Genomic DNA, 21,075 nt, shown 5'->3' with positions numbered 1-21,075 from the left:
GTATAACGATACCTACTTCGGTATCAAAAAGTAGCTGGTTGCAATATTAGGAGGTTCTAGCTGCGCACTCAATACTCACTGATATATTCAATCATGACCACCCGTCCAAAGAGTAGGGGACCTCTTGTGGGGGATAATCCCCTGTTGCCAAACTGCGCCTAAAGACGCTAGCCTGACCACAAATCTGTTCAGGCTCAGTGTTATTTGTCACTTTCACTTACCAGTTAAACTGGTTTATTTCTTTTTGCTCTTGTTGCTGCTGAACGGATCTTCATACTCTTTTACACTCAGCATATCTATGGCTTGATCATGTGCTTCTTGTTCACGAATGTATTTCGCTACAGTTCCGCTACAGTAGCTTCATTTAGGCCCACTGTACTTACTTCATATCCTTCTGCCCAGGGCTTAGATCGAAAATGTGACTCAGAACGGGAACGGAATTTTATAACGAAGCTGATGATCGCTAACTGTGTAAAAATAACCCTTCCCAAAATGTAACGAAGCTGGGCAACGTTATTTCAGTTCTTTAATGCTCCAAACAGAGGATAAACCGCAAATAGAGTGTCTGAGATTCGTTAGGTTTAAAAACATCGCAAATATGTGCTAATAGCGTGGATGAGTTTCGTTAGAATCAAACAACAGTCGCTGATATCTAAATTTGTAAGGAATAACATTCTCCAAAACCGAAGTTAACGACGTGGTTTTCCAGCGTGACTGCGTGGCCATTCGTAAATACTTAGTATAGGATGCAGAAGTATAGGATGCAGAAATCTGTAAATGTTCTGCAGGGTGATGGACAATAGTTTCTAATAAGCCTCAAGCTTCCAAACATAGGCGTTATTTTCAGGCCTGGGGCTTTCACTGTAATTTTGGGGTAATTAAATCATGACCACGGGTTTGGGGATTTCCACCATATAGATGACGCCCGTGCTGGGCAACAAAAAAAGACCGTTCTCCTACTTTATGAAGAACGGTCAATATTTTTACCTGCTACTCTTCCCACCTACAGTTTTGCTGCTAACCCAGCCAGTTTCACCATTAGTAAGGTAACCTTGTACCATAATTTCCCATCAATGTCTTCGCGCTGCTCGTAGCCCTGCTCCCCTTGATAAAATTCCCCATCATGATTACGGCTCAGCATTCAGCCCATAATCCAACAATACACGCAATGTTTCTGTGCGGCCATGCCTTAAGCATAAATGAATCCATCGTAGCCCCCATTGAATAAATCCATGCCGTCGGACAAAGGGTCAGGTTTCGTTTAACCGACTACCTCAGAAAGGCTGTGAAATGTCCCGCCACCATAAATGTTCTCATAGCTGTTGATGACCTCACCATTCCCAAAGTCAATTTTGTTCCGCCCATGACGTTATCGGTAATGGTCGCCGTATCACCGCCGATGGCCATCTCCACTTGCCCGAGAACCCCTTCACGGAGTTCTCCAAAAACCTCGCCGTTGCCAGATCTCAATTCAAGGTTGCCTGTTACGCCTTCGGATACATTCAGTGAACGTAAATGATTATTGCGAGCCTCAATCATGTTAAACAAAGAAGAATATAAATCGGCCAAAACTAGTCCCCCCGCCTAATTAATGGTTAACTCTCGTTAACTCTATATAGGTATATAGAACTAGTTCGCAGCAAGATTCAAGCCAAAAGTTGGGCAAATTTCCGCTTCTACCTCCGAGCCCTCTTGAACTTGACCAGCGACCAAAGATACAGAAACAGCAGGAATGCCAAACAAGCACCGATGCTAAGTACATTTTGACGGTCAAAGAGGAACAGTACGGCGATCACCGTTAAGCTTACCGCAGCCAATATCGTAATGTAAGGAAAGCCCCAGACGCGAAAACTTGGCTGTTTCGGGTAGCTGCGGCGCAGCTTCAACTGGGATAAACAGATGCTGATCCAAACCAGCAGTACGACAAACCCCGGGACCGCCATGAGAAAGCGGAATAAGCCGTCTTGGAACAGGTAGGCCAGAATAGCACCCCCGATTAATACCGCCGCACACAGCTTCAGGCTGTTCATCGGGACTCCCCATTTCGTCGTGCGGGCCAGATAAGGTGATGCTTCCCCGCTTGCCGCCATCGAATGCAGCATGCGGGTGGCCCCGTAAATACCCGAGTTGGCTGCGGACAATACCGCTGTCACGAGAATAAAATTCATCACGTGCGCTGATCCCTGCAACCCCGTGCTGGCCAGCACCTGCACAAAGGGGCTGCTCTCGCTGTTCAACTGATTCCAGGGAATCAGGCTGCAAATCACGAGGATCGGCAGCGTATAGAAAAGAATGACGCGTAAAATAAAGCTCTTCACTACTTTGGGCAGCACCCTTTCTACGTCCTTCGTTTCCGTCAAGGTAAGCCCGATCAGCTCTGAACCGCCATAGGAGAACATCACCACGAGCAGGGCAGCAATTATCGCCGTCCAGCCATTCGGCAGAAATCCGCCGTACTCCACCAGATTATGCAGTCCTCCCGTGCCCCCTACAGACCATACACCGGACAGAATCAGCACGCCCAGCACAATAAACACTATGATCATGCCGATCTTAATGCCCGCCAGCCAAAACTCTGCTTCCCCAAAACCGCTGACGCTCAGCATATTTATTCCGAGAACCAGCACAGCACACCCTAAGGTCAACAGCCATAAAGGGGCATCAGGAAGCCAGTATTGCAAAAAACTGCCCGCGGCAAGCACCTCTATGACGCATACCGTCAACCACATGAAGCAGTAGAGCCAGCCGATTATAAAAGACAGCCGCTCCCCGAACGCCTCCCGGATGAAATCTTTCATATTCCGGTTCGGATACACCATCGCCATCTCGGCAATGGCTGCCATCACGATCAGCAGCAGTAAGCCTGCCAGCACGTACGAAATGACGATGCCCGGTCCCGCGATACTAATCGTCTCATAGCTGCCTTTGAATATTCCCGTCCCGATCACACCGCCCATCGCCATAAAGGTAATGTGACGAGGCTGCAGCTTCTTGTGCAGCGCACCTTGTTCCTGATTGTTTATATGTTTATGTTCCCTCTCCTGATTCGACATTTCCCGACTCCTTCCAGTCTCCGTGATCCAGCTGTCCAATAAACCTCCAAGTTGCTGCAGGCGCACCATTTACTTATACACCTAAATTTACAGTTTACCCTTATTCCTAAAAAATGCACGTACAAACAGCACATTTTACATGTCTGTTTATCGATAAATATGTCTGCTTGTCGATAGACAGGTCGGTTTATCGATAGACCATCTGTCTGGCCGGTAGACCAGGTCGGTTTATCGATTGACATGTCTGCTGATCGATAGACAGTCGGTTTGTCCATAGAAACGTCTGCCTATCGATGAACAGCCGGTTTGTTGTTACATGTCTGCCTGACGAAAACCGCAAAAAAGCCGCTGCAACCAGCGGCTGATCAAACTAATTCAACATGATTCAAGGGATGTAACCTGAATCAAGGGATACAACTTGAATCAAGTGCCTGACTCATATTTTTCGGGCTCGTACTCGCTAAGCTTTCCTTCGTAGATCAGCTTCAACCGGCTGCACTTCCGAAAATCATCCGGCGTGACGAGGGCAGGCAGCTTATCCCACAGCTTGATCCCGGACCGCTCCAAAATTTCCGCAACGAATTGCGAGCAGAAATATGAGTTGCTGAATTCAACGGGCTCTTTGAGTGTAATGCCAACGACGCCCAAAATATTATAAAGATATTTATTGCGGCTGCGGATAAAAATTTGCAGCACCCGCTTCATTTTCTCAACTTCCCGATCGGTGACCTGAAGCTCGTAAAGGACGCACGTTGTATTCGGATATTTGCTGAACGTGCCTGTCTTAATATCCTCCTTAACAAACCCGCCATTTAGCGGGTTGCTCGGGTTCTTTCGCCCGAAGCTGTACAGCTCCGAAAGCTCCCGGTTAAAGGAGACCGAGGCGTGATTGTACGGCGCTCTCGTGTAGCCTTTAATGATCTTCGTAAAAAGCGTCCCGGTATTCGTTAGCAAAATAAAAACCGATCGATCAGCTGCCATTTACGAATTCCCCTTATCAAAAATGAATTATTCCTTCATAATAACATAAGATCGCTTTAATGAGATCAGACCATAACAAGTTGGTGATAAGCATTGAACAGCTCGCTAATAACGTTAACGGTTATTTTTACGGCCTTATTGGCCATTCATTGCATTTATTATGTGCTAAGCAGAACGCAGCCAAACAAAGATTATAAAGCAATTGGCACAAAGATCAAGACCTGGTGGGGCATGTTCGTCATCTTTTGTTTGGCCACCCTGTTTAACCCGGTAGTATCGCTGCTATCCCTCATGGTGCTTACCTTCTTCGCGTTGAAGGAGTATTTTTCCATGATCCGTTCAAGAAAAGCCGACCGCAGGTTATATTTGTGGGCGTACTTGTCTATTCCTGTGCAATTTTATTGGATATACATTGAATGGTACGGGATGTTTATTATTTTTATCCCAATCTATGTATTTCTGTTCATGCCGCTGCCGCGCTTGATCAACAAAGGAACGGTCGGCTTTCTGCGCAGCGTAAGCTCTACTCAATGGGGACTTATGCTGATGGTCTTCGGGCTCAGCCATCTCGCTTATTTTCAATTTGCTACACCGGAGTACGGAGGGGGGCTTGTGCTGTTTCTGGTCGTGCTGACCCAACTGAACGATGTTGTCCACCATCTGGCTTCGATTTATTTCGGCAAGCGCAAGGTGGTGCCTACCGCGAATCCGAATTTGACCTGGGAAGGCTTCATATGTGCGTTTCTCGTGACGACTGGGGTGTCGTATGCGATTTCCCCTTACCTGACGCCGCTTGATCCGGCTTTCGGGCTTTTTATAGGCATGCTGATCAGCCTTAGCGGTTACTTTGGAAGCTTGACGGTTTCCGTGTTGAAACGGGATTTGTTAATCGGGGACGATAATAAGCTCGACGTCTTAAAAAGAAGCTACCTTAGCCAAGTCGACAGCTTGGCCTATACTTCGCCGGTGTTTTTCCACGTAGTTCGTTATTTTTATGATTTTATGTAAAAGACGGTTCGGCTGTATCCGAATTTACTGATTTTTTGTTGTTTTCATTTTTTCGGGTGTTATTTATTTTTCGGGTGGTATTCATTTTTATCGAGGCATTCATTGTTTTCGGTGGTTGTCATTCATTTTTATCGGGTTCGTTCACTTTTTATCGGGTGCGTTCATTTTGCCATAAGGGAGAGGTTTCGTATGCGTTTCTATATTGTGGATGTGTTTGCCGAACGAAAATATGAAGGCAACCCGCTTGCCGTGCTGCTGCCGAAGAGGGCGCTGGCTGCTGCTGAAATGCAGCAGATTGCGAAGGAAATCAACTTCTCCGAAACGACTTTTATTATGTCGGATCAGCGAGAGGAGAATGGAGGTTATAACGTCCGGATTTTTACCCCGGATATGGAAATCCCTTTTGCGGGGCACCCTTCCTTGGGAACAGCGTTCGTAATTCACCATGTGCTCGATCAGCAGAAAAGCCCTCTGATCACCTTGAATCTCCGGGTGGGGCCCATCCCGGTTTCCTTAGCGGATGGAGAAACTCAAGAACTGTGGATGAAACAGCCGCAGCCCGCTTTCGGGGAGCCCATTGACCCGGCCGTCATCGCCGATCTGCTGCAAATCGGCTTGGAGGACATCCGTACTGACTTCCCCATCCTTGTATCCTCCACAGGTCTTCCATCCGTTATCGTCCCTTTAAAAACGCTGAAAGCCGTTCAAAATTGTGTCATCGACCACAAACCGTACAAGGCATTTCTGGAAAATGTAGCGGATGCGAACATTCTTGTGTTTACAGAAGAAACGGTCCATGAACAGAATGACCTCCATGTCCGGGTATTTGTAAATGACACAGGATACTATGAAGACCCGGCTACCGGCAGTGCCAACGGGAATCTGGCCGGCTACCTGCTGGAGCACGAATTTAAGCAGAGTAGTGAGATTCGGCTGCGAGTAGAGCAAGGATATGCGATTGGCCGTCCTTCTCTCCTCCATATAGCGGCATCAAAGAGCAGCGGCGGTACATTCGATATCCGGATCGGCGGCAAAGTATTTTTTGTGGCCAAGGGCGAATGGCTTGCGGCAAATAGCTAGCCTGCGAGGAATTAGCTCCCAGGGCCGCGAGGAATTGGCTGCGAGGGATTGGTGGCGGAAAGGTAAAAGCGATGATTTGTGGAGAAAGGTTGGTGCGACTTACGGAGAGCCGCGAAGGTTAGTGGCGATGACTTGCGAAGCAGCAATGGGAAGTGGCAAAAGTAGCGACGATCACTGCGGAGAGCTGCAATGGGGAGTGGCGAAGGTAGCGACGATCACTGCGGAGAGCTGCAATGGGGAGTGGCGAAGGTAGCGACGATCACTTGCTGAGAGTTGTGATGGGGAGTGGCGGAGAGCAGAGAGGGGCGTGACGAAGAGTAGCGCCAATGACTTGTGGAGGCAGCTAACGCCAGCCAATCGATATGTAAAGGGTGGAACAGCAAAAAAGGGAAGTTCGACTAAAATAATGGGAACAGAGCAGCCTCCGTCCCCATTATTTGCCGAATCCGCAGTGGATTTCAGATCTTTTCCGCTTAGACCTGGCTGCTGCTGGAGTATTGTGTATAATTTCTCATACACAATTCTTGTATCTAACCACTACGGAGGTGTTGTATATGATTTTTCATATACAACACCTGTAGCCAGCCGCCATGCGCGTGATTGTGTATGATTTTTCATATACAATCCTACTTCTGGCCACTAAGCGCGTGTTTGTATATGATTTTTCATATACAATACCTGCACCTGGCCACTGCAGGGTCTTTGTATATGACTTTTCATATACAATGCCTGCACCTGGCCACTGCGAGGCGATTGTGTATGATTTTTCATACGCAATCCCTGCTTCCAGCTACCGCACGCGTGTTTGTTATGATTTTTGTGTTAAAAAAACCAAAATTATTTCAATAAATCCTCGCGCAGCGGCGTAAACGTATCCAGCAGCTTGCTAGGCTCAAGCGCCTCGCAGCCGTGCTCCGCCATGCTGGGGATGAACAGGGTTTCCCCCGCAGATACAGTCGTTTTCTCGCCGTTTATAGTAAATTCAAGCCTGCCCTCCAGGCAATAAGATAACTGCTCATGGACATGGCGATGCAAATAGCCCTTCGCCCCTTGTTCAAAATGAACCTCCATCATCATGACGCTCTCCCCCGGAGGAAAAATTTTGCGTTTAACTCCCGGCTCAGCGTTCTCCCATTCGTTCAAATTGCTCACGCGCTCATCTCCTTCTATTCCGGCATCGTATAGGACGTGCTGTCGCCCGCTCTCTGGACATGCAGCACCGGACGGTCAGCCTCATCCAAAACGACACTCCACTGTTCGGGCTGCAGCTTGCGCTGCCCCTGATAAGGACTCAGTACAGTAATAAACCACGCCTTCTCCCCGGTTGTCAGCAACCCTTGCACCACTTTGAGCGGGTCAAGCTTTAAGGACTCTACCGATTCCCAGCTGTCCTCCACATCCAGCTCCGTACCTTGACATCCGAATAGAAGCAGTTCGCACCCGATAGCTTCGTTATCGCTTCCTGTACCTTCGGCATAAAACTTCACGAAGGGTCCTTCACTATTGTCCTGCACCTGCCAATGCAATAACCGGCTGTGCAGACGATGCTGATACGTATGAGCGCCTATAGTATGAACACCTGTTGTACGAGCGTCGATTGTACGATCATCGGTAGTATGAGCACTCGTTGTATGAGCACCCATTGTACGATCATCGGTAGTATGAGCACCCGTTGTATCGGCACCCATTGTACGATCATCGGTAGTATGAGCACCCGTTGTATCGGCACCCGTTGTACGATCATCGGTAGTATGAGCACCCGTTGTATGGGCACCCGTTACAGGGTTGTCCGTTCGCTGCAATCGGTCGAAGAGAATCCATTCTCCTGTCTCTAAAAACCATACAGCCCTTCTATGCATTATACCACGAATCTTATACCCATCATGCTCAGCGCATATGAACTGCCCGTCCGGATCCCAGGCCAGCAAAGAAACTTGAGCCTCCGGCTCGCCCCACCGCTGTGTTCTAAGGTATGGCGTTTGATCCTGCCCGTCTACCAGGATCGTATTATGTGCAGCCGTACTTTTAAAATACCGGCGCCACGGGTTTTCCATATACGTATATGTGCCGGTGTCCACAAATATCGGTTCGCCAAAAGCGTATAGTTCGAACGACAGCGCATCTGCGTGCCCGTGCGGGCCTCCTAAGCCAGCAGCATCAAAGATCATTTTATGCTCGCGGTTTCCCATCCCATAATAGCCGGCAGACGGAAAGGCAAAGGGCAGCTCTGCTTCAGCTTCTATGGATGGCGTGTTTTCCGCCTCATGCAGCATTTGAACAATGGCCTCGGGACCGAATGTCCAGAACTGTTCATGCAGTTGGGATTTCAGCAAGTCCCCGGGACGATGGCAATATAGAGCGGTCGCGTTGATATCCAACAGGTTGCCCGCGTAGGAATCAGCGAAAGGCGCAAGCCCCCCGTCCGGCCGCTTCATACAGCGTGCGAAGGAGACCATTTCGCCAAGAATCCGTTCATATTCCTCGGAGAAGGAATAACCTCTTTTACTCATCATATAGGCACAGTCGGTGAACAGCTCCAGCGATACCATATGATAATGCGGCGTCAGCTCCGTATGCACGCCATCCGGCAGAACCTGCACCCGAATGCACTGCTCCAGTCGCTCGACAGCTTTCTGGCGCCAAGCCTTGCTCTCCTCCCAGGATTCAAAGGTAAGGGATACACTCAGCAGCCCAATCATATGCATAATGGAATGGTTAATTTCCAAGCTGGCCATATACGTCGAGAGAAACCAGCCATGTTCCTTTACCGAATCAAAAAATCGCTGCTCCAAATCCGTGGTCCAGCTCTCCGAACCATGGAAGAAATGATAAGCATACACCCATTGGCGAAGTCTTAAGCCTACCTCAAGCAGCCGCCAAGGGCCTGGTCGCTGAAAGTACGTCAATTCCGCCTCAGGCAAATGACGGGGGCATGGCTGGGTTTCAATCCAACCGATGATATGCTCCAGCGCCTTCGCCGCATAGCGCTCGTCTCCTGTGCAAGCATAAGAAATACCTAGACTTCTCAAATGCTTAAAGCGGTTCATTGACCACGTAAATTCCTTGTCCCCTGTAGGGTTGTGCAGCCAATTAATCGGCGTACCCATCTCAATGACCTGGCCTTTCCAAAGAAAAGCATTATTCTCGCAATAATAATCGGCCTCCGCCTTCGCCTTCTGCGCACTGTCCGGAAACAGGCGCTTAAACTGCTCCCCCCATTCCCTTCGATCCGCTTCTGAAAAAAATAAATACTCCATGAGCTCATCTCCCTGTTAACGCATTATCATCTCCGTCAATCTGGAGCACGCTCCCATGCCGGACGCCTTGCGGGAGTTTCAGCCTGGAGCCAAGCGGCTCCCAGACGGTTAGATCATCGCTGCACACGCCTCCGTAATACCCATCTTGAAAAGCATCATAAAGCATGATCCATTGTCCGCTTGGATCACGATACAGAGTCGGCCCCTCCGTAAGCGCTGGTGTCAGTAAATCCGATGATTCGACTGTACTTGGCCCAGTATGTGCCTGCTTCCCCCATTGGACTGAGCGAATGGCCTTGTATGCCGTCCCCAGCTCGTTATGTCCGCGCTCATCTTTAAACAGCATGACATATCGATCATCCAGCCCTGTCACGGTGGCATCAATGACGTTATAGCCCGGGTCAAAAAAGACAGCAGGCGGCGAGCAGGAATTGAAGTCTGCTGTATGGACAGACCAAATTCTATGATCCCTGCGCTCCTCCTCGCTCTGGGCAAGAACAGTAGAAGACCAGATGATCCGGTACATCCCTGCTGCTTCATCCCAGTAGGCTTCAGGAGCCCAGCAATTTCTCACTCCAGGCACATCCATCATTACAGGGAGGAGCCGCTGCTCCTCCCAATGAATCAGATCCGTTGAGCTGGCACACCCTATCGCCGGACTCTCCCATCCGTCCGTCCAGAGAGCTTGAAAGGTCCCCGTCTGATCCCGAATAATGAAGGGATCGCGCAATCTCCCTGTCCCTACACGGCTTCGTAGTACAGGAAGCCCATCACATGCCTCACGCCAGCTTAAGCCATCATCACTAATCGCAAGATACATTGCCTCATCATTCGTTTTAAAATAGGAGAATACATACATCTCTATTCCTAATTCCCCAACGTGCCTTGAAGTTTTGTAGCGCTAAAGCTCGGGTCGGCTGTGATGTTATTCAGGCCCTCCGCGTTTACAAGGGCAAGCGCCTTCCCGTATCTCGTGTTCAAATCTTCAATTAAAGCGTCCATCTCTTGATTGTGCGTGAAAATATATTCGATGAAGGCGTCCGTCATTTTCTTGCCCTCAAGCTTGCTTTCCGTTATGGCCAGCGGATTGGCAGGATAAATGCCGTCATATTGCGTCGGCAGGAAATCTTCGATTCCTTTTAACTCCGGCTTGGCAGCGGCTTCGTTGACATAAGGAAGAACGGAGAGGCCCAATCCTTTCTCCTGATGGTCCACACGCAGCTCCGGAGAGTAAATGAACTCCATAAATTTTGCCGCAGCTTCCTTCTTATCCGTATTGGCATTAATGCCAATGTAGCCCGTAGCATTGACCCATGTAACCCCGTTGATCTGACCATCCACGGTAGGTACGATGGACGAAGCCCAGCGAATGTCCGTTGGGAATTGGGACTGGTAGACAGAAGGCTCGCTGGAATGGTTAACATACATCCCGATTTTTCCTTGGGCAAACTGGGCGCGCAGCGGATCGATATCCAGCGATTCAGCCCCCGGAATCAAGCTGCCGTCTTCCTTGATTTGACGTAAAGCTTCCGCAACATCCCGGAACATGCCAAAGTCAAATTCACCCGTTTGATAGTTGAACCCTTCATGTGAGGTGCTGGAACTTAGGGAGCCGATAGCATAAGCCGGGCGGGTAAACCCTGAGCCGCTCTTGAAGTTGCTTGCAAAGCCGTAGATCCCGTCAGCTTTTCCGTTTTCGGTAATTTTCTTGGCAGCATCTACCATTTCCGCCAATGTTTTTGGCGGCTCCGTATAGCCCGCCTGCTCCATTAAATCTACGTTATACAACAGTCTCCAGAATTGCCCCGTGTTTGGCAGGGAATATATTTTACCGTCCTTTTTATAAACATTGTCTACCAGCAGCCCATCGAATTTTTGCAAAAACTCTGCTGAGAACATATCATCCAACGGGGCTAGATATCCTCTGCTTACGTAGGTCTGGAAATCATTCACCTTAAACACATCTGGTGCCTGATTACTCACAAACGCTACTTCAATTGACTGGTTGTAGTTATCCGCCATGACCTTCATTTCTACCTCAATGTTATCCTCATTGGTTTCATTGAACTTATCGACTTGCTCCTGCATGTAGTCCATGTCATGGCGATCCATTGTCCAATACGACAGCTTAATCTTCTCACCAGCGGATTTGGCAGACTCACCGCCGGTGCCGGTTGCCTTCCCGTTCTGATTTTCTGCAGCTCCTTGATTTCCAGAGCAAGCGGCTAACAGAAAAACCAGGGCAAGCAGGATGATTGAAAGCGCCTTCTTTTTTTGACCTCGTTTGTTCATTTGTTATACCTCCCCTTTATGTGCTCGATGCTATGGGTACATTGTAGCACTTGTCCTATACGATCCATGAAGGACAAACATACGATGATAGAGGGAAGAATCTCTTCATTTCCTGATTTCACTTCCTGGCTTTATTTCCTTACTCCGTTGCTTCATACTTACCCCTGAATTCCGTCGGTGTTAAGCCTGCATGCTTTTTGAATAGCTCTGTAAAGTAAGGACGATCCTTATAGCCAAGTTCATAGGTAATATCCTGAACCTGCCTGCCCTCCAGCAGCAATTCCTTCGCCCTTTCCATCCGCGCCCAGGTCACATATTGCATAAAGGTCATTCCTGTATGCTTCTTAAACAGGCTGGAGAAATAGCTGGGACTTAAATGGACAACATTCGAGCATTCCTGGACGCTCAAATCGCTGCCGAGTCTGTTGTTCACATAGCTTTTAGCTTGCTGAATAAGCTGACTGTAATCATTATTTTGCCGTTTTTGCATCCATTCGCAGCTAGTCCTGCCAAATTCCTTGACGTCCTGCTGCAGTTCCTCCGTAGATTGGTAATGCCCTTTCTTGATTTGTTTCAGTCGTTCATCGAGCCATTTCCGCTGCTCCTCATCCACTTTCTCTGCGATGACCCGGTACATGGAAAATACAAGCCCAAAAAACAAGTTCGTTACCGCCTCTGGCTCGGGAGGAGTCGGGTAGCGCAAGCATTCTTCAAAGATGCTGTCGAGCAGCACACTCGTTCCCTTCCAATTGCCGGAACGAAGGCAATAGAGCAGCTCCGTCTCCTTCTCCAAAGCATATTGGGGTGTAATGCTTCCGTCACTCTGAATATCCGAATACGAAATGACGCAACCGCCTCCAAAATAAAACTGATAGCTTAACGCCGTTTTTGCCTGCTCATACGAAAGACTGATCTCGGATATTTCCTCCACGAAGCTCCCTATGCCAAGGGAAATATACTGCTTCGCATACCGCAATACATTGTCGCGGCACTTCTCGGCCAGGTCATAAATATCCATGGCGTCATAAGTATTCAAGAGAACGACATACTGATCCAGGTGCTCTCGAAAGACGACACCCTTCGTTTGCTTCTTAATCGTCTCCTCCAAAATATTTTGTACGGCAAACCGGCAAAGCTCCGCCTCCCAGTGCGACATAAGCGATTTATGGTCGGAAAGGCTGTCCATCTGGACGCACATCGTTACAAACCCGTTTTTCCACAAATCGATCCCTAGAACTTCCCACTTCTCGTCCGTTCTCTCCAGACTCTCATCGTGCCGAATGAACAGCCGGAGATACTCTTGACGCAAATAAGGCAAACTTTCCCGAACCTGCTGCTCCAGCTCGAGCCGATCAAGCTGTTCCATCCTTTCCGCTTCGATTTCCTCCTTGGCGCGAAGCACCACATCAACTACTTGCTGGATCGTAAATGGTTTTAACAGATAATCGAAAGCTCCTAGACGGATAGATTCTTGGGCGTAAGCAAAGTCAGAGTATCCACTGAAAAAAATGACTTTTACAGGCTCCCCTTCTTCCTCCTGCAGCTCACGGATCATATCAATCCCGCTTCTCATCGGCATACGAATATCGGTCAAAATAATGTGCGGCTGCTTGGAACGGATCAGCTCCAGGCCTTCCTCGCCATTAGCCGCTGTGCCGATCACTTCGATCCCGTGCTCTGACCAAGCTATTTTTTTCATGATCCCGTCAATGACAGTCCTTACATCGTCAATGATGCACATCTTAATCCCGCTCATCATCCTCACCTCTAGCCAACGGTATTGTAATCTGGACGGACGTACCAACGTTTACCTTACTTGAAATTTTAATAGAAGCTTTATTGTCGTAATAAAGGCTGAGTCTTGTCCTTACATTGGACAAGGCGTAGCTTGAACGCACTCTATCCTGATCGTTCAACACTCTCTCAACAAGCGCTTCCGTCATTCCGCAGCCGTTATCACTCACCGTCATGATCAACATACCTGCAGAAGCCTGTACTTCAATTCGAATACAGCCCTGGCGGGACAAACCTTGAAAACCATGCAGTATAGCATTTTCCACCAACGGCTGAAGCAGTATTTTGAGTACAGGTACCTTCAGGAGCTGATCATCACTTAACACCAGCTCATATTGAAAAAGGTCGGGGTAGCACATCGCCTGCAAATTCAAATATTGTGTAACGTGATCCAGCTCTTGCTGCAGCGTTGTGATTTCCTGACCATTGTTTAAACCCAGCCGGAAAAGAAGGGAAAGCGACACAATCATTTCACTAACTTCCTTATGCTCTTCCAGTTGGCTTTTCCAATAAATTGTGTTTAACGTATTGTACAGAAAATGAGGATCAATTTGCGCCTGCAGCGCTTTGATCTCCGATTTTCTCTTCTCCCGTTCCGACAGTTTCACCTCTTCGATAAGTTCTCCAATTTGCTCCAGCATCCGGTTAAATCTGTGCCCCACTTGACTGATTTCATCTTCAAATACACTTTCGAAGCGAACGTTCAAATGGTTCTGCTCAACCTTTAACATTAGACTTCTAAGCTTATAAAGCGGTTTGAGCAATAGTCCGGACAGCATGCTGGAAATGACCAGCGCTAGTGCTATGCAAATCCCCATGATCGTAAGCAGGGTCCAGTTCATGTGCCGGACAGGAGCCAGCAGCTCCGATTTGGACTGATAGCCGATTAAGACCCACCCCGGATTCATCTCCAACGCCTTGTAGTTGATCATATAATGAGTTCCGTCATGAAACGTATATTCAAAATGACCTTTATCGCTGGATTCAATTTGTTCATAGAGCAGCCGATCGGCTTCTTCCAATATCGATGAAGAGGAAAATACCGGCCTGCCGCTGCGGTCTACTAAAAATTGCCTCAGGCTGCCCTCCTGCAAATTTGCCTGTATCATATCTAGTAATACATCTTCACGAATATTTACTACGACATATACCCCGGGCTGCGGAGGGTCAAATAATGGTCTGATCACTAATGAAAGAACATTCGATCGCTTATTGAAGAGCTCATCCTGGTGTCCAGGAATCCATAAGGTGTTCCAAGGGTCCTGCGCCTCGGTTATGCGCTTCTGTATTTCCGTATCAGCGAAAATAACGTCCCTGTTCCGCCTGCTCTCCGACGGATAGAAATCGCCAATCGGGGTGTGGACAATCACCGACTCAATCGATTGTTCCGTCAGCAACATTTGAGCGAAAGAAGTTTGAATTCTGGAAAGCTGATTATAATAATTGCTTCGCTTATTGGCCTGAACATCCATCATCAGCTGCTGAAAGGGCTCTCCCATCATGAAGGTGTAGATAGAAACCACGATATGACGTAATCTTTCATCGAATACCTGCGCCGTTTTGTTCAATGTATCCTGACTCGTTTTCGTCGCCTGAGTTTTCATTTGATTAGAAAAAAACACGGAAACATAAGATCCCGTGGCAGAAATACAGATGACGGTCAAGAGTATGAAGGATACCCACAAACGTTTTTTCAATGACATTCTTCTGAATAATCTTCTCATACTCTACCTCATCTCAACACAAAGTAGACTATCCTTTCACTGAACCAACTGTAACCTGCATAAAGGAACGATTGGCAAACAAATAGACGATGAGTAAAGGGAGAATAGAAATGCATGCGCCAGCCATCATCAGCTGATTCTCCATCGCCGCCCCCGCTCCGTACCTCAGATTAGCCAGTCCAACCGGCAACGTCTGCAAATCCGGTCTCGATAAGGAGAAGACGAGCGGCAAAATATATTCATTCCAGGCGTTGCGGAAGGTAAATAATGCAACTACTGCCAAGGCCGGGCGCAGCAGAGGTAAAATAATTCGCCAGAAGGTGGAGTAGAAGTTGCAGCCATCAATGAGTGCAGCCTCGTCCAATTCTTTAGGGATCGAGCTGAAGAAGCCTATCATCATAAAGAAAGCGGTAGCATGTGCGCTTATTAAAATAATAATAACACCCCATAATGATTTGTGCAGCCCAAGGCTGATCATAATGTCGAATTGCGGGCGCAGCACAACAGCACCGATGGAAATAAATAACGTGAAGGATTGCAGAAAAATATACAGCTTTTTCCCTTTGAAGGATACCCGATTTACGGCGTAAGCTGCCATAGAGGACACCAGCAATGTACCCACCGTAGTAAATACGGATACGAATACACTATTAAACGTATACTTGGAGAAATTAGCCTGACTCCAGGCTTGAACATAGTTTTTAAACTGCCAGCTCGATGGAAATACTGTCGCTCCTGTCGTTAGTTCAAGATTCGTCTTGAAGGAGCCGAGTATCGCCACAACAATTGGAAACAGCATTAGCACGGCTGTAACCATTAATAGACACCATACAGGAAGTTTCAGTAATCCTCTTCTCAACGTCATTCCTGTGTCCCCCTTTGCGTTAGTACATATTGTTCAGCTTCCTGGACATCCAAAAATACAGCCACGTGATGAGACCGACAATGAGGGCAGTAGTGAAGCCTACCGCGCTGCCATAGCCAATATTTTGTACAGAAGTGTGAGCCGTCGTTATCGGGAAGAACAATTTATAAAGATACAGGTACATCACCTCGGTTTTTCCGAATGGTCCGCCTTCGGTCAATACCATGATGCTCTCATAGCCTTTCAGTGAGGTAGTAATCGCCAGCATCACGATCATTTGCAGGACAGGTCCCAGCAGCGGAATCGTAATATACCATAGACGTTGAAAGGCATTTACACCATCCAGCGAAGCGGCTTCATACACATCCTCGGGGATGCTCTGCAGCCCGGCGATAAACAGCAGCATATAATTGCCTACCGCCCCCCACACGGCAATAATAATAATCGTAAGCATGGCATAGCTGGGGCCCAGCCAGTCAAATGGTCCGGAAATGGCATTGAGCTTGTGCAGATATTGATTCAGAATGCCATTATAGGAGTTGAAAATAATGTAGAACACAATCGACATTACGGACGCGCTAAATATAGTAGGGAGAAAATAGATCGCTCTCCACATCTGTCTGCCAAATAGCCTCCGATTTAAAATAACCGCTAAAATCAGCGACAATGGCAAAGTTATGATTAATTTCCCGCCCGCATAGATGAATGTATTTACAACGGATTGCCAAAACTCTGTATCTCTGAGTATTCTGGCGAAATTCTCAAGCCCGATAAATTTGGGCGTACCATGGCCCTGGTAATCGTATAACATATACCGCAATGCCCATACCACCGGATAAATCCCCAGTGCCACTGTCAGGAAAAAGCTGGGAAAACTGAACAAATAAGCCCCTGCCCGATTTCGATGCATGGTATATCCCCTCCCATCGTTGTATTTTCATTGTAAAGCAATCCTTTCATAAGTCAGGATGGAGCAATCCACGAACAAAGGGGGACGATTTTACTCTGAAATTGTTCCCTGGATCAAAAAACAGTCAAAAGGGTAGGGTAACGGTCAGCCGTACTCGATTTGCGCTTGTAGCCCATAAAAAAACACGTTTTTCCCAATGAGAAAAACGTGTGATTAACTTTAAGTCATATAACGAGTCATACTGAATCGTTCGCCGCTCCGCTTAGTTTATTTAGCCGGAATGTCCAGCCCGAGCAAATCCGTAACCCAAACCAGCTCAACCCCATCTTTTCTAAGCTGGTTGATGATGTGGGGCAAAGCGTTGACCGTACAGGTCAAGTCCTCGCCTTTACCGCCGGCAGCGTGATGCAAAATAATGGATCCCGGCTTGACATGCGCGAGCACATTGGTCTCAACCTGTTGCGTGGTCAACCCCTTCCAATCCAAGGAATCTACGTTCCAATTGATAATTTTTTTCCCTTGGCTGGCTAGCCACTGGATCTGCCCCTCGCTAATATTTCCGTAAGGGGGCCGAATAATATTCGGAGTATAACCGGTATACTGGCTAATTAACTTATCCGTTTTCTGAACTTGATCCCGAAACTCGGCATCCGATACTTTTGGAAGGTTGGCATGGTTATAGGAGTGGTTCCCAATAAGATGCCCTTCCTGAACGATCCGCTTCATAATTTCGGGGTGCGCTTCGACCCGGTTTCCGACTACAAAAAACGTAGCTTGTACGCCCTCTTTCTTCAAAGCATCCAGAACAAGCGGTGTAAAGTGAGCATCCGGCGCATCGTCGAATGTCAAAGCCACTGCCCGCCTGGATGAAGGTCCATTCAACAGGAAGGTGCTGCGGTATTTCTTGCGCAAATCTGCCAGGGAGAGAGGATGAGGCTTGCGGATGTTTTTTTCCGGCCCGCTTGCCAAATCAGGTGTGGCAGATTTTGTTTGTAATACTTTAGGTTGCCCTGACTTGGCAATCGGCTTAGTCTGCTGTGCTTTTTGCGTATCTTTTTGCATACAACTGGAGCTCAAACAAAGGATGGACAGGCAAATCACAATTCGAAGAAATTTCATCGCAAATACAGCCCCTGCTTTCCTAGATATTTACTATGTTGTAGGCTTGGTTATTTGGAATGAAATTATGCATAAACTGCTACCGCTATATCCCTTCTGCTGTTTTAGCTCTCACCTATGGTTGACAGCCTTCCCCTGTTACCTTAACAGCTCCACAACGGTCTGCCTTGAAGTGGAAATTTTGACGAATTGAATAATTCCCGCCTGCACAAGCAGGATAGCCATGGCATACAGGAGAATGGCCTTCAACGGGAATTGATAATGGATATATGAAAACCCGCCCTGGCTTCCTACCACTTCACTTATTCCGTATCCAATCACGTTCCCGGCAATAAGAGCAACTATTAAGCTTCCTATAATCAAAAATCCTGTTTCGTATCCTAGCATGGCTGATAGCTTTCTTCGATCCAAACCAATAGCCTGCATAATGCCAAGCTCGGTTTTTCTTGCCGAAATCGTAGTGATAATCGTATTCATCAAATTAATGACACCGAATAATGCTATAAAAGCCATAAAACTATACATAACCATCGTGATCGTTTTGAAGGCTGTTTTATTCGACGCCACAACTTCGGAAAACGATAATAAGTTTAATGTTTCCTTGTTGGCAATAAGGTGCTGCAGCTCGTTTTTCACCAGCTGTTCATCGGCATTTTCCATCATAACTACTTCAAAACTTCGATTAGGGTTAAAGGGGGCGATGGCTTGCATCGCTTCAGATGGCAAATAAAAAGGAACTCTCGAGTCTTTATCGCGAATTTCGCCTGCAATGACAAATTCATGTTCAACCTTCTCGTGGCCGTTGCCTATGATGAATGAAATGCGATCCCCCACAGCGTGCTGAAAATCATAAAATTCAAACTCACTGCTGGCGCTATTCATGAGAATATAGGCTGTGTCGGAAGATTGAATTTCAGGGATCGTCCCCGCAGCCAAGTGCTCGCTTAGCCATTGGATGTTGCTCGTCGAAATATTTTCGATGCCCACTACCACAGCGCCTTCCTCTGTGTATGCATCTTTAACGGCTGCTTCAAGATATTGATGCTCTATGACGCTGTTCACGTCATTGATAGCCAAGATACTCTCCTTTAAATCAGTGGATAGCTGGTTCTCACTTTGGAGATCGCTTAAATTAACAGTTTCAGAGTACAGCTCACTATTAATTTGAACGTTAAAATGACCATTGCCTGGAAAGTACCGCTTTGCCTTGGAGACGGGATCTACCGAATTGAGCAGTGTGGCCAATGAAATAAAAAGTATCCCGCTTAAAATCAACGACAATAAAGTCAACATCGTCTTCTTCTTGCCTCTCGATAAGTTCAAGGCGGCTAAAGAGAAAGGAGTCAATCTCTTCGAGATTTTTCTCTCCTTCTTTGTATAGTTGCCGGTCTCGACATGTTTAATGGCTTCTATCGGAGATGTCTTTGCCGCAAACTTGGCCGGGGCGTTTAGCGACACTCGGACCGTCAAGCTTGTAAATATTCCTGCTAAAAGCGCGAGAAACAGACTGGGAACCATCATCCAGATGGAGGGATTCATTAACCAGCTCATCAAGCAGCCAAGGAGAACCCCTAATGGAATATACTTGCGGGATAGATGTTTTCCTTCATACAGCACCAGCCGTTTCATTTGCTTCCTCGTCGTTCCTAATGTTCTTAGCTGACCGTATTGTCTAATTCGTTTATTAATGGATATATAAAAAATATTGTAAATCACCAGCGAGCAGGCCAACACAATGATAAACAGAATACAAGCGATGAAGAGTATGGTGCTGCCTGATAAATGATTTGTATCTACATTCAGATGATTAATCTGGACATTCTGTTCAGAAATGCCGATTTGTTTTCCTAAATCTTGAATTTTGGACTTTAACGCTTCGTTTGAATAGCTGTCAGCATCGTTGATATTAAAGGCTACAGAGTAGTTCGCTTGGGAGAGAAACGGATCGGCTGCAATGAATTCTTTCGATACTAAGGCATTATACCCCAAACGCTGGTCATCTCCAGAGGCCGTTGTTTGCAGCCAGCCCGAAATGACGAATTCCTTCGTTTGCATTTGTTTACTGGCATTATTTCTGTACTCCAGTACGATCGGCTCACCAAGACCCGGACTGCCGGCTTCCGATGCAACGTAATCTTGTTCAATCGCAATTTCATTTGGCTTCGTTGGAAATTCTCCTTGAACGATACGGGCATGAGTTAAATCCATCATAGTCTGGTCCGTGTACAACATCGACAATGAACGATCTTCTTTCTTCTCTCTGCCTACTTCCATGTAGAGCCCAAACTGACTAATCTCCTCTGTTTCGCTGATGCGGGTAATTTCATCCTGGCGGACGTCGTAAAAAAGCGCTTGAAAGTCAGATTCATTTTTTATATTAGAAAAAGAATTGTAGCCAAAGGTCATGACCACGGTCAATAAAAAAGCGGCCAAGGCGATACTGCTGCCGGCAAAGTAATTTTTCACTCTTTCTGCCTTTATGCTCGCTGCTGAAATCTTCTTCATCGCTGATTGAGACGGTTTAAACATTTTACACCTTCCTAGTATTCAGGGTCTTCGAATTGAACAAAGCCGGTATTCCGCAATCCAGTTAACTCACCTGCCCTTGCAACAATTTTCACAAATTAACTATTTCTACATTTTTAATATTCTATGGAAAGGCGATTTTTCCTCTCATGGAAGGTTTTTTCATTTTATAATCACATGGTTTCCATGGGTAGAATTACCACAGGAATTCAATTGACACACTTTAGTCACATCCATTAAACTAAGCGTACGAAAAGTGTAACCGGTACCACGTTCATAATACAAAAATTTCATTGTTATTTTTCCGAAAATGAAATAAGTTTTTGTCCTATTGTGTAACCGGTTACACGTTTTGAGCATTTGGGTTGGATGCATATAAGGAGGGATTTCCGCAAATCGAAAAGCCTAAGAGATTTCCATTACCAAAGCAAGATTACAAGAGGTAGACAACAGCCAAAATCACAAT

At 47.0% G+C, this 21,075-nt stretch carries 17 protein-coding genes and 1 pseudogene; 3 read left to right on the top strand and 15 right to left on the bottom strand.

Translation table 11 applies throughout. The features are described from left to right. Positions 1 to 234 precede the first annotated feature (234 nt). The 5 genes and pseudogenes from G358_RS32350 to G358_RS0113895 all read right to left on the bottom strand — a co-directional run. A pseudogene (locus tag G358_RS32350) lies at positions 235 to 407 on the bottom strand (IS200/IS605 family transposase); the annotation flags it as partial. A 596-nt stretch (positions 408 to 1,003) separates the two neighbouring features. Then, positions 1,004 to 1,141 carry a hypothetical protein gene (locus G358_RS33095; RefSeq protein ID WP_019637847.1) on the bottom strand — a complete coding sequence of 46 codons (138 nt, stop codon included), beginning with the start codon at positions 1,139 to 1,141 and terminating at the stop codon, positions 1,004 to 1,006. 128 nt (positions 1,142 to 1,269) lie between these two features. Then, positions 1,270 to 1,569: a hypothetical protein gene (locus tag G358_RS0113905; RefSeq protein WP_019637846.1), complete on the bottom strand. Its 300-nt coding sequence runs from the start codon at positions 1,567 to 1,569 to the stop codon at positions 1,270 to 1,272. Between the two features lie 107 nt (positions 1,570 to 1,676). Further along, on the bottom strand, positions 1,677 to 3,053 hold the full coding sequence (locus tag G358_RS0113900) for an amino acid permease (RefSeq protein WP_157274370.1): 1,377 nt from the start codon (positions 3,051 to 3,053) through the stop codon (positions 1,677 to 1,679). A gap of 423 nt (positions 3,054 to 3,476) precedes the next feature. Next, entirely contained in the window at positions 3,477 to 4,034 is a 558-nt protein-coding gene (locus G358_RS0113895) for a hypothetical protein (protein ID WP_019637844.1), read from the bottom strand. Between the two features lie 93 nt (positions 4,035 to 4,127). Between G358_RS0113895 and G358_RS0113890 the strand changes: the two genes are divergently transcribed. The 3 genes from G358_RS0113890 to G358_RS0113880 all read left to right on the top strand — a co-directional run bounded on the left by G358_RS0113890 (position 4,128) and on the right by G358_RS0113880 (position 6,375). Further along, the gene (locus tag G358_RS0113890; protein ID WP_019637843.1) at positions 4,128 to 5,042 is read left to right on the top strand and encodes a phosphatidate cytidylyltransferase; all 915 of its coding nucleotides are present in this window, start codon (positions 4,128 to 4,130) and stop codon (positions 5,040 to 5,042) included. A 189-nt stretch (positions 5,043 to 5,231) separates the two neighbouring features. Beyond that, positions 5,232 to 6,122, top strand: coding sequence for a PhzF family phenazine biosynthesis protein (locus tag G358_RS0113885; protein ID WP_019637842.1), 891 nt, complete (start codon positions 5,232 to 5,234; stop codon positions 6,120 to 6,122). After that, positions 6,106 to 6,375, top strand: a complete 270-nt coding sequence (locus tag G358_RS0113880) for a hypothetical protein (protein ID WP_019637841.1) — start codon at positions 6,106 to 6,108, stop codon at positions 6,373 to 6,375. The genes G358_RS0113885 and G358_RS0113880 overlap by 17 nt, the downstream gene beginning before the upstream one ends. A gap of 584 nt (positions 6,376 to 6,959) precedes the next feature. On the opposite strand, the gene G358_RS0113875 is transcribed toward G358_RS0113880, so the two are convergent. The 10 genes from G358_RS0113875 to G358_RS0113830 all read right to left on the bottom strand — a co-directional run bounded on the left by G358_RS0113875 (position 6,960) and on the right by G358_RS0113830 (position 20,612). After that, entirely contained in the window at positions 6,960 to 7,274 is a 315-nt protein-coding gene (locus tag G358_RS0113875) for a cupin domain-containing protein (RefSeq protein WP_019637840.1), read from the bottom strand. Between the two features lie 14 nt (positions 7,275 to 7,288). Next, on the bottom strand, positions 7,289 to 9,379 hold the full coding sequence (locus G358_RS31750) for an alginate lyase family protein (RefSeq protein WP_019637839.1): 2,091 nt from the start codon (positions 9,377 to 9,379) through the stop codon (positions 7,289 to 7,291). Between the two features lie 4 nt (positions 9,380 to 9,383). After that, on the bottom strand, positions 9,384 to 10,238 hold the full coding sequence (locus G358_RS0113865; RefSeq protein WP_019637838.1) for a glycoside hydrolase family 43 protein: 855 nt from the start codon (positions 10,236 to 10,238) through the stop codon (positions 9,384 to 9,386). Positions 10,239 to 10,246: 8 nt separating this feature from the next. Then, positions 10,247 to 11,671, bottom strand: coding sequence for an extracellular solute-binding protein (locus G358_RS0113860; RefSeq protein WP_019637837.1), 1,425 nt, complete (start codon positions 11,669 to 11,671; stop codon positions 10,247 to 10,249). Between the two features lie 139 nt (positions 11,672 to 11,810). Next, positions 11,811 to 13,430 carry a helix-turn-helix domain-containing protein gene (locus tag G358_RS0113855; RefSeq protein ID WP_026342255.1) on the bottom strand — a complete coding sequence of 540 codons (1,620 nt, stop codon included), beginning with the start codon at positions 13,428 to 13,430 and terminating at the stop codon, positions 11,811 to 11,813. Further along, positions 13,414 to 15,168 carry a cache domain-containing sensor histidine kinase gene (locus G358_RS0113850; protein ID WP_240480029.1) on the bottom strand — a complete coding sequence of 585 codons (1,755 nt, stop codon included), beginning with the start codon at positions 15,166 to 15,168 and terminating at the stop codon, positions 13,414 to 13,416. The genes G358_RS0113855 and G358_RS0113850 overlap by 17 nt, the downstream gene beginning before the upstream one ends. Before the next feature lie 49 nt (positions 15,169 to 15,217). Continuing rightward, positions 15,218 to 16,054 carry a carbohydrate ABC transporter permease gene (locus G358_RS0113845; RefSeq protein WP_019637834.1) on the bottom strand — a complete coding sequence of 279 codons (837 nt, stop codon included), beginning with the start codon at positions 16,052 to 16,054 and terminating at the stop codon, positions 15,218 to 15,220. A 19-nt stretch (positions 16,055 to 16,073) separates the two neighbouring features. Beyond that, entirely contained in the window at positions 16,074 to 16,964 is an 891-nt protein-coding gene (locus G358_RS0113840; RefSeq protein ID WP_019637833.1) for a carbohydrate ABC transporter permease, read from the bottom strand. 267 nt (positions 16,965 to 17,231) lie between these two features. Beyond that, complete coding sequence (locus G358_RS0113835) at positions 17,232 to 18,083, bottom strand: polysaccharide deacetylase family protein (protein WP_026342254.1); 852 nt, start codon at positions 18,081 to 18,083, stop codon at positions 17,232 to 17,234. Between the two features lie 138 nt (positions 18,084 to 18,221). Next, a complete protein-coding gene (locus tag G358_RS0113830; RefSeq protein WP_019637831.1) occupies positions 18,222 to 20,612 on the bottom strand; it encodes an ABC transporter permease in 2,391 nt (796 codons plus the stop codon). Between the last annotated feature and the right edge of the window lie 463 nt (positions 20,613 to 21,075).

The sequence above is a fragment of the Paenibacillus fonticola DSM 21315 genome (assembly GCF_000381905.1).
Classification (GTDB): domain Bacteria; phylum Bacillota; class Bacilli; order Paenibacillales; family Paenibacillaceae; genus Fontibacillus; species Fontibacillus fonticola.
The sequence above is the reverse complement of the archived record's forward strand: the minus strand, read 5'-3'. Positions and strand labels throughout refer to the sequence as shown.

Excerpts from the sequence above, each read along its gene's own strand:
- G358_RS0113845 (WP_019637834.1), bottom strand. The coding sequence starts at position 16,054 with ATGACGTTGAGAAGAGGATTACTGAAACTTCCTGTATGGTGTCTATTA.
- G358_RS0113835 (WP_026342254.1), bottom strand. The coding sequence starts at position 18,083 with ATGAAATTTCTTCGAATTGTGATTTGCCTGTCCATCCTTTGTTTGAGC.
- G358_RS0113840 (WP_019637833.1), bottom strand. The coding sequence starts at position 16,964 with ATGCATCGAAATCGGGCAGGGGCTTATTTGTTCAGTTTTCCCAGCTTT.
- G358_RS0113830 (WP_019637831.1), bottom strand. The coding sequence starts at position 20,612 with ATGTTTAAACCGTCTCAATCAGCGATGAAGAAGATTTCAGCAGCGAGC.
- G358_RS0113855 (WP_026342255.1), bottom strand. The coding sequence starts at position 13,430 with ATGATGAGCGGGATTAAGATGTGCATCATTGACGATGTAAGGACTGTC.
- G358_RS0113900 (WP_157274370.1), bottom strand. The coding sequence starts at position 3,053 with ATGTCGAATCAGGAGAGGGAACATAAACATATAAACAATCAGGAACAA.
- G358_RS31750 (WP_019637839.1), bottom strand. The coding sequence starts at position 9,379 with ATGGAGTATTTATTTTTTTCAGAAGCGGATCGAAGGGAATGGGGGGAG.
- G358_RS33095 (WP_019637847.1), bottom strand. The coding sequence starts at position 1,141 with ATGCTGAGCCGTAATCATGATGGGGAATTTTATCAAGGGGAGCAGGGC.
- G358_RS0113885 (WP_019637842.1), top strand. The coding sequence starts at position 5,232 with ATGCGTTTCTATATTGTGGATGTGTTTGCCGAACGAAAATATGAAGGC.
- G358_RS0113850 (WP_240480029.1), bottom strand. The coding sequence starts at position 15,168 with ATGTCATTGAAAAAACGTTTGTGGGTATCCTTCATACTCTTGACCGTC.
- G358_RS0113860 (WP_019637837.1), bottom strand. The coding sequence starts at position 11,671 with ATGAACAAACGAGGTCAAAAAAAGAAGGCGCTTTCAATCATCCTGCTT.
- G358_RS0113895 (WP_019637844.1), bottom strand. The coding sequence starts at position 4,034 with ATGGCAGCTGATCGATCGGTTTTTATTTTGCTAACGAATACCGGGACG.
- G358_RS0113865 (WP_019637838.1), bottom strand. The coding sequence starts at position 10,238 with ATGTATGTATTCTCCTATTTTAAAACGAATGATGAGGCAATGTATCTT.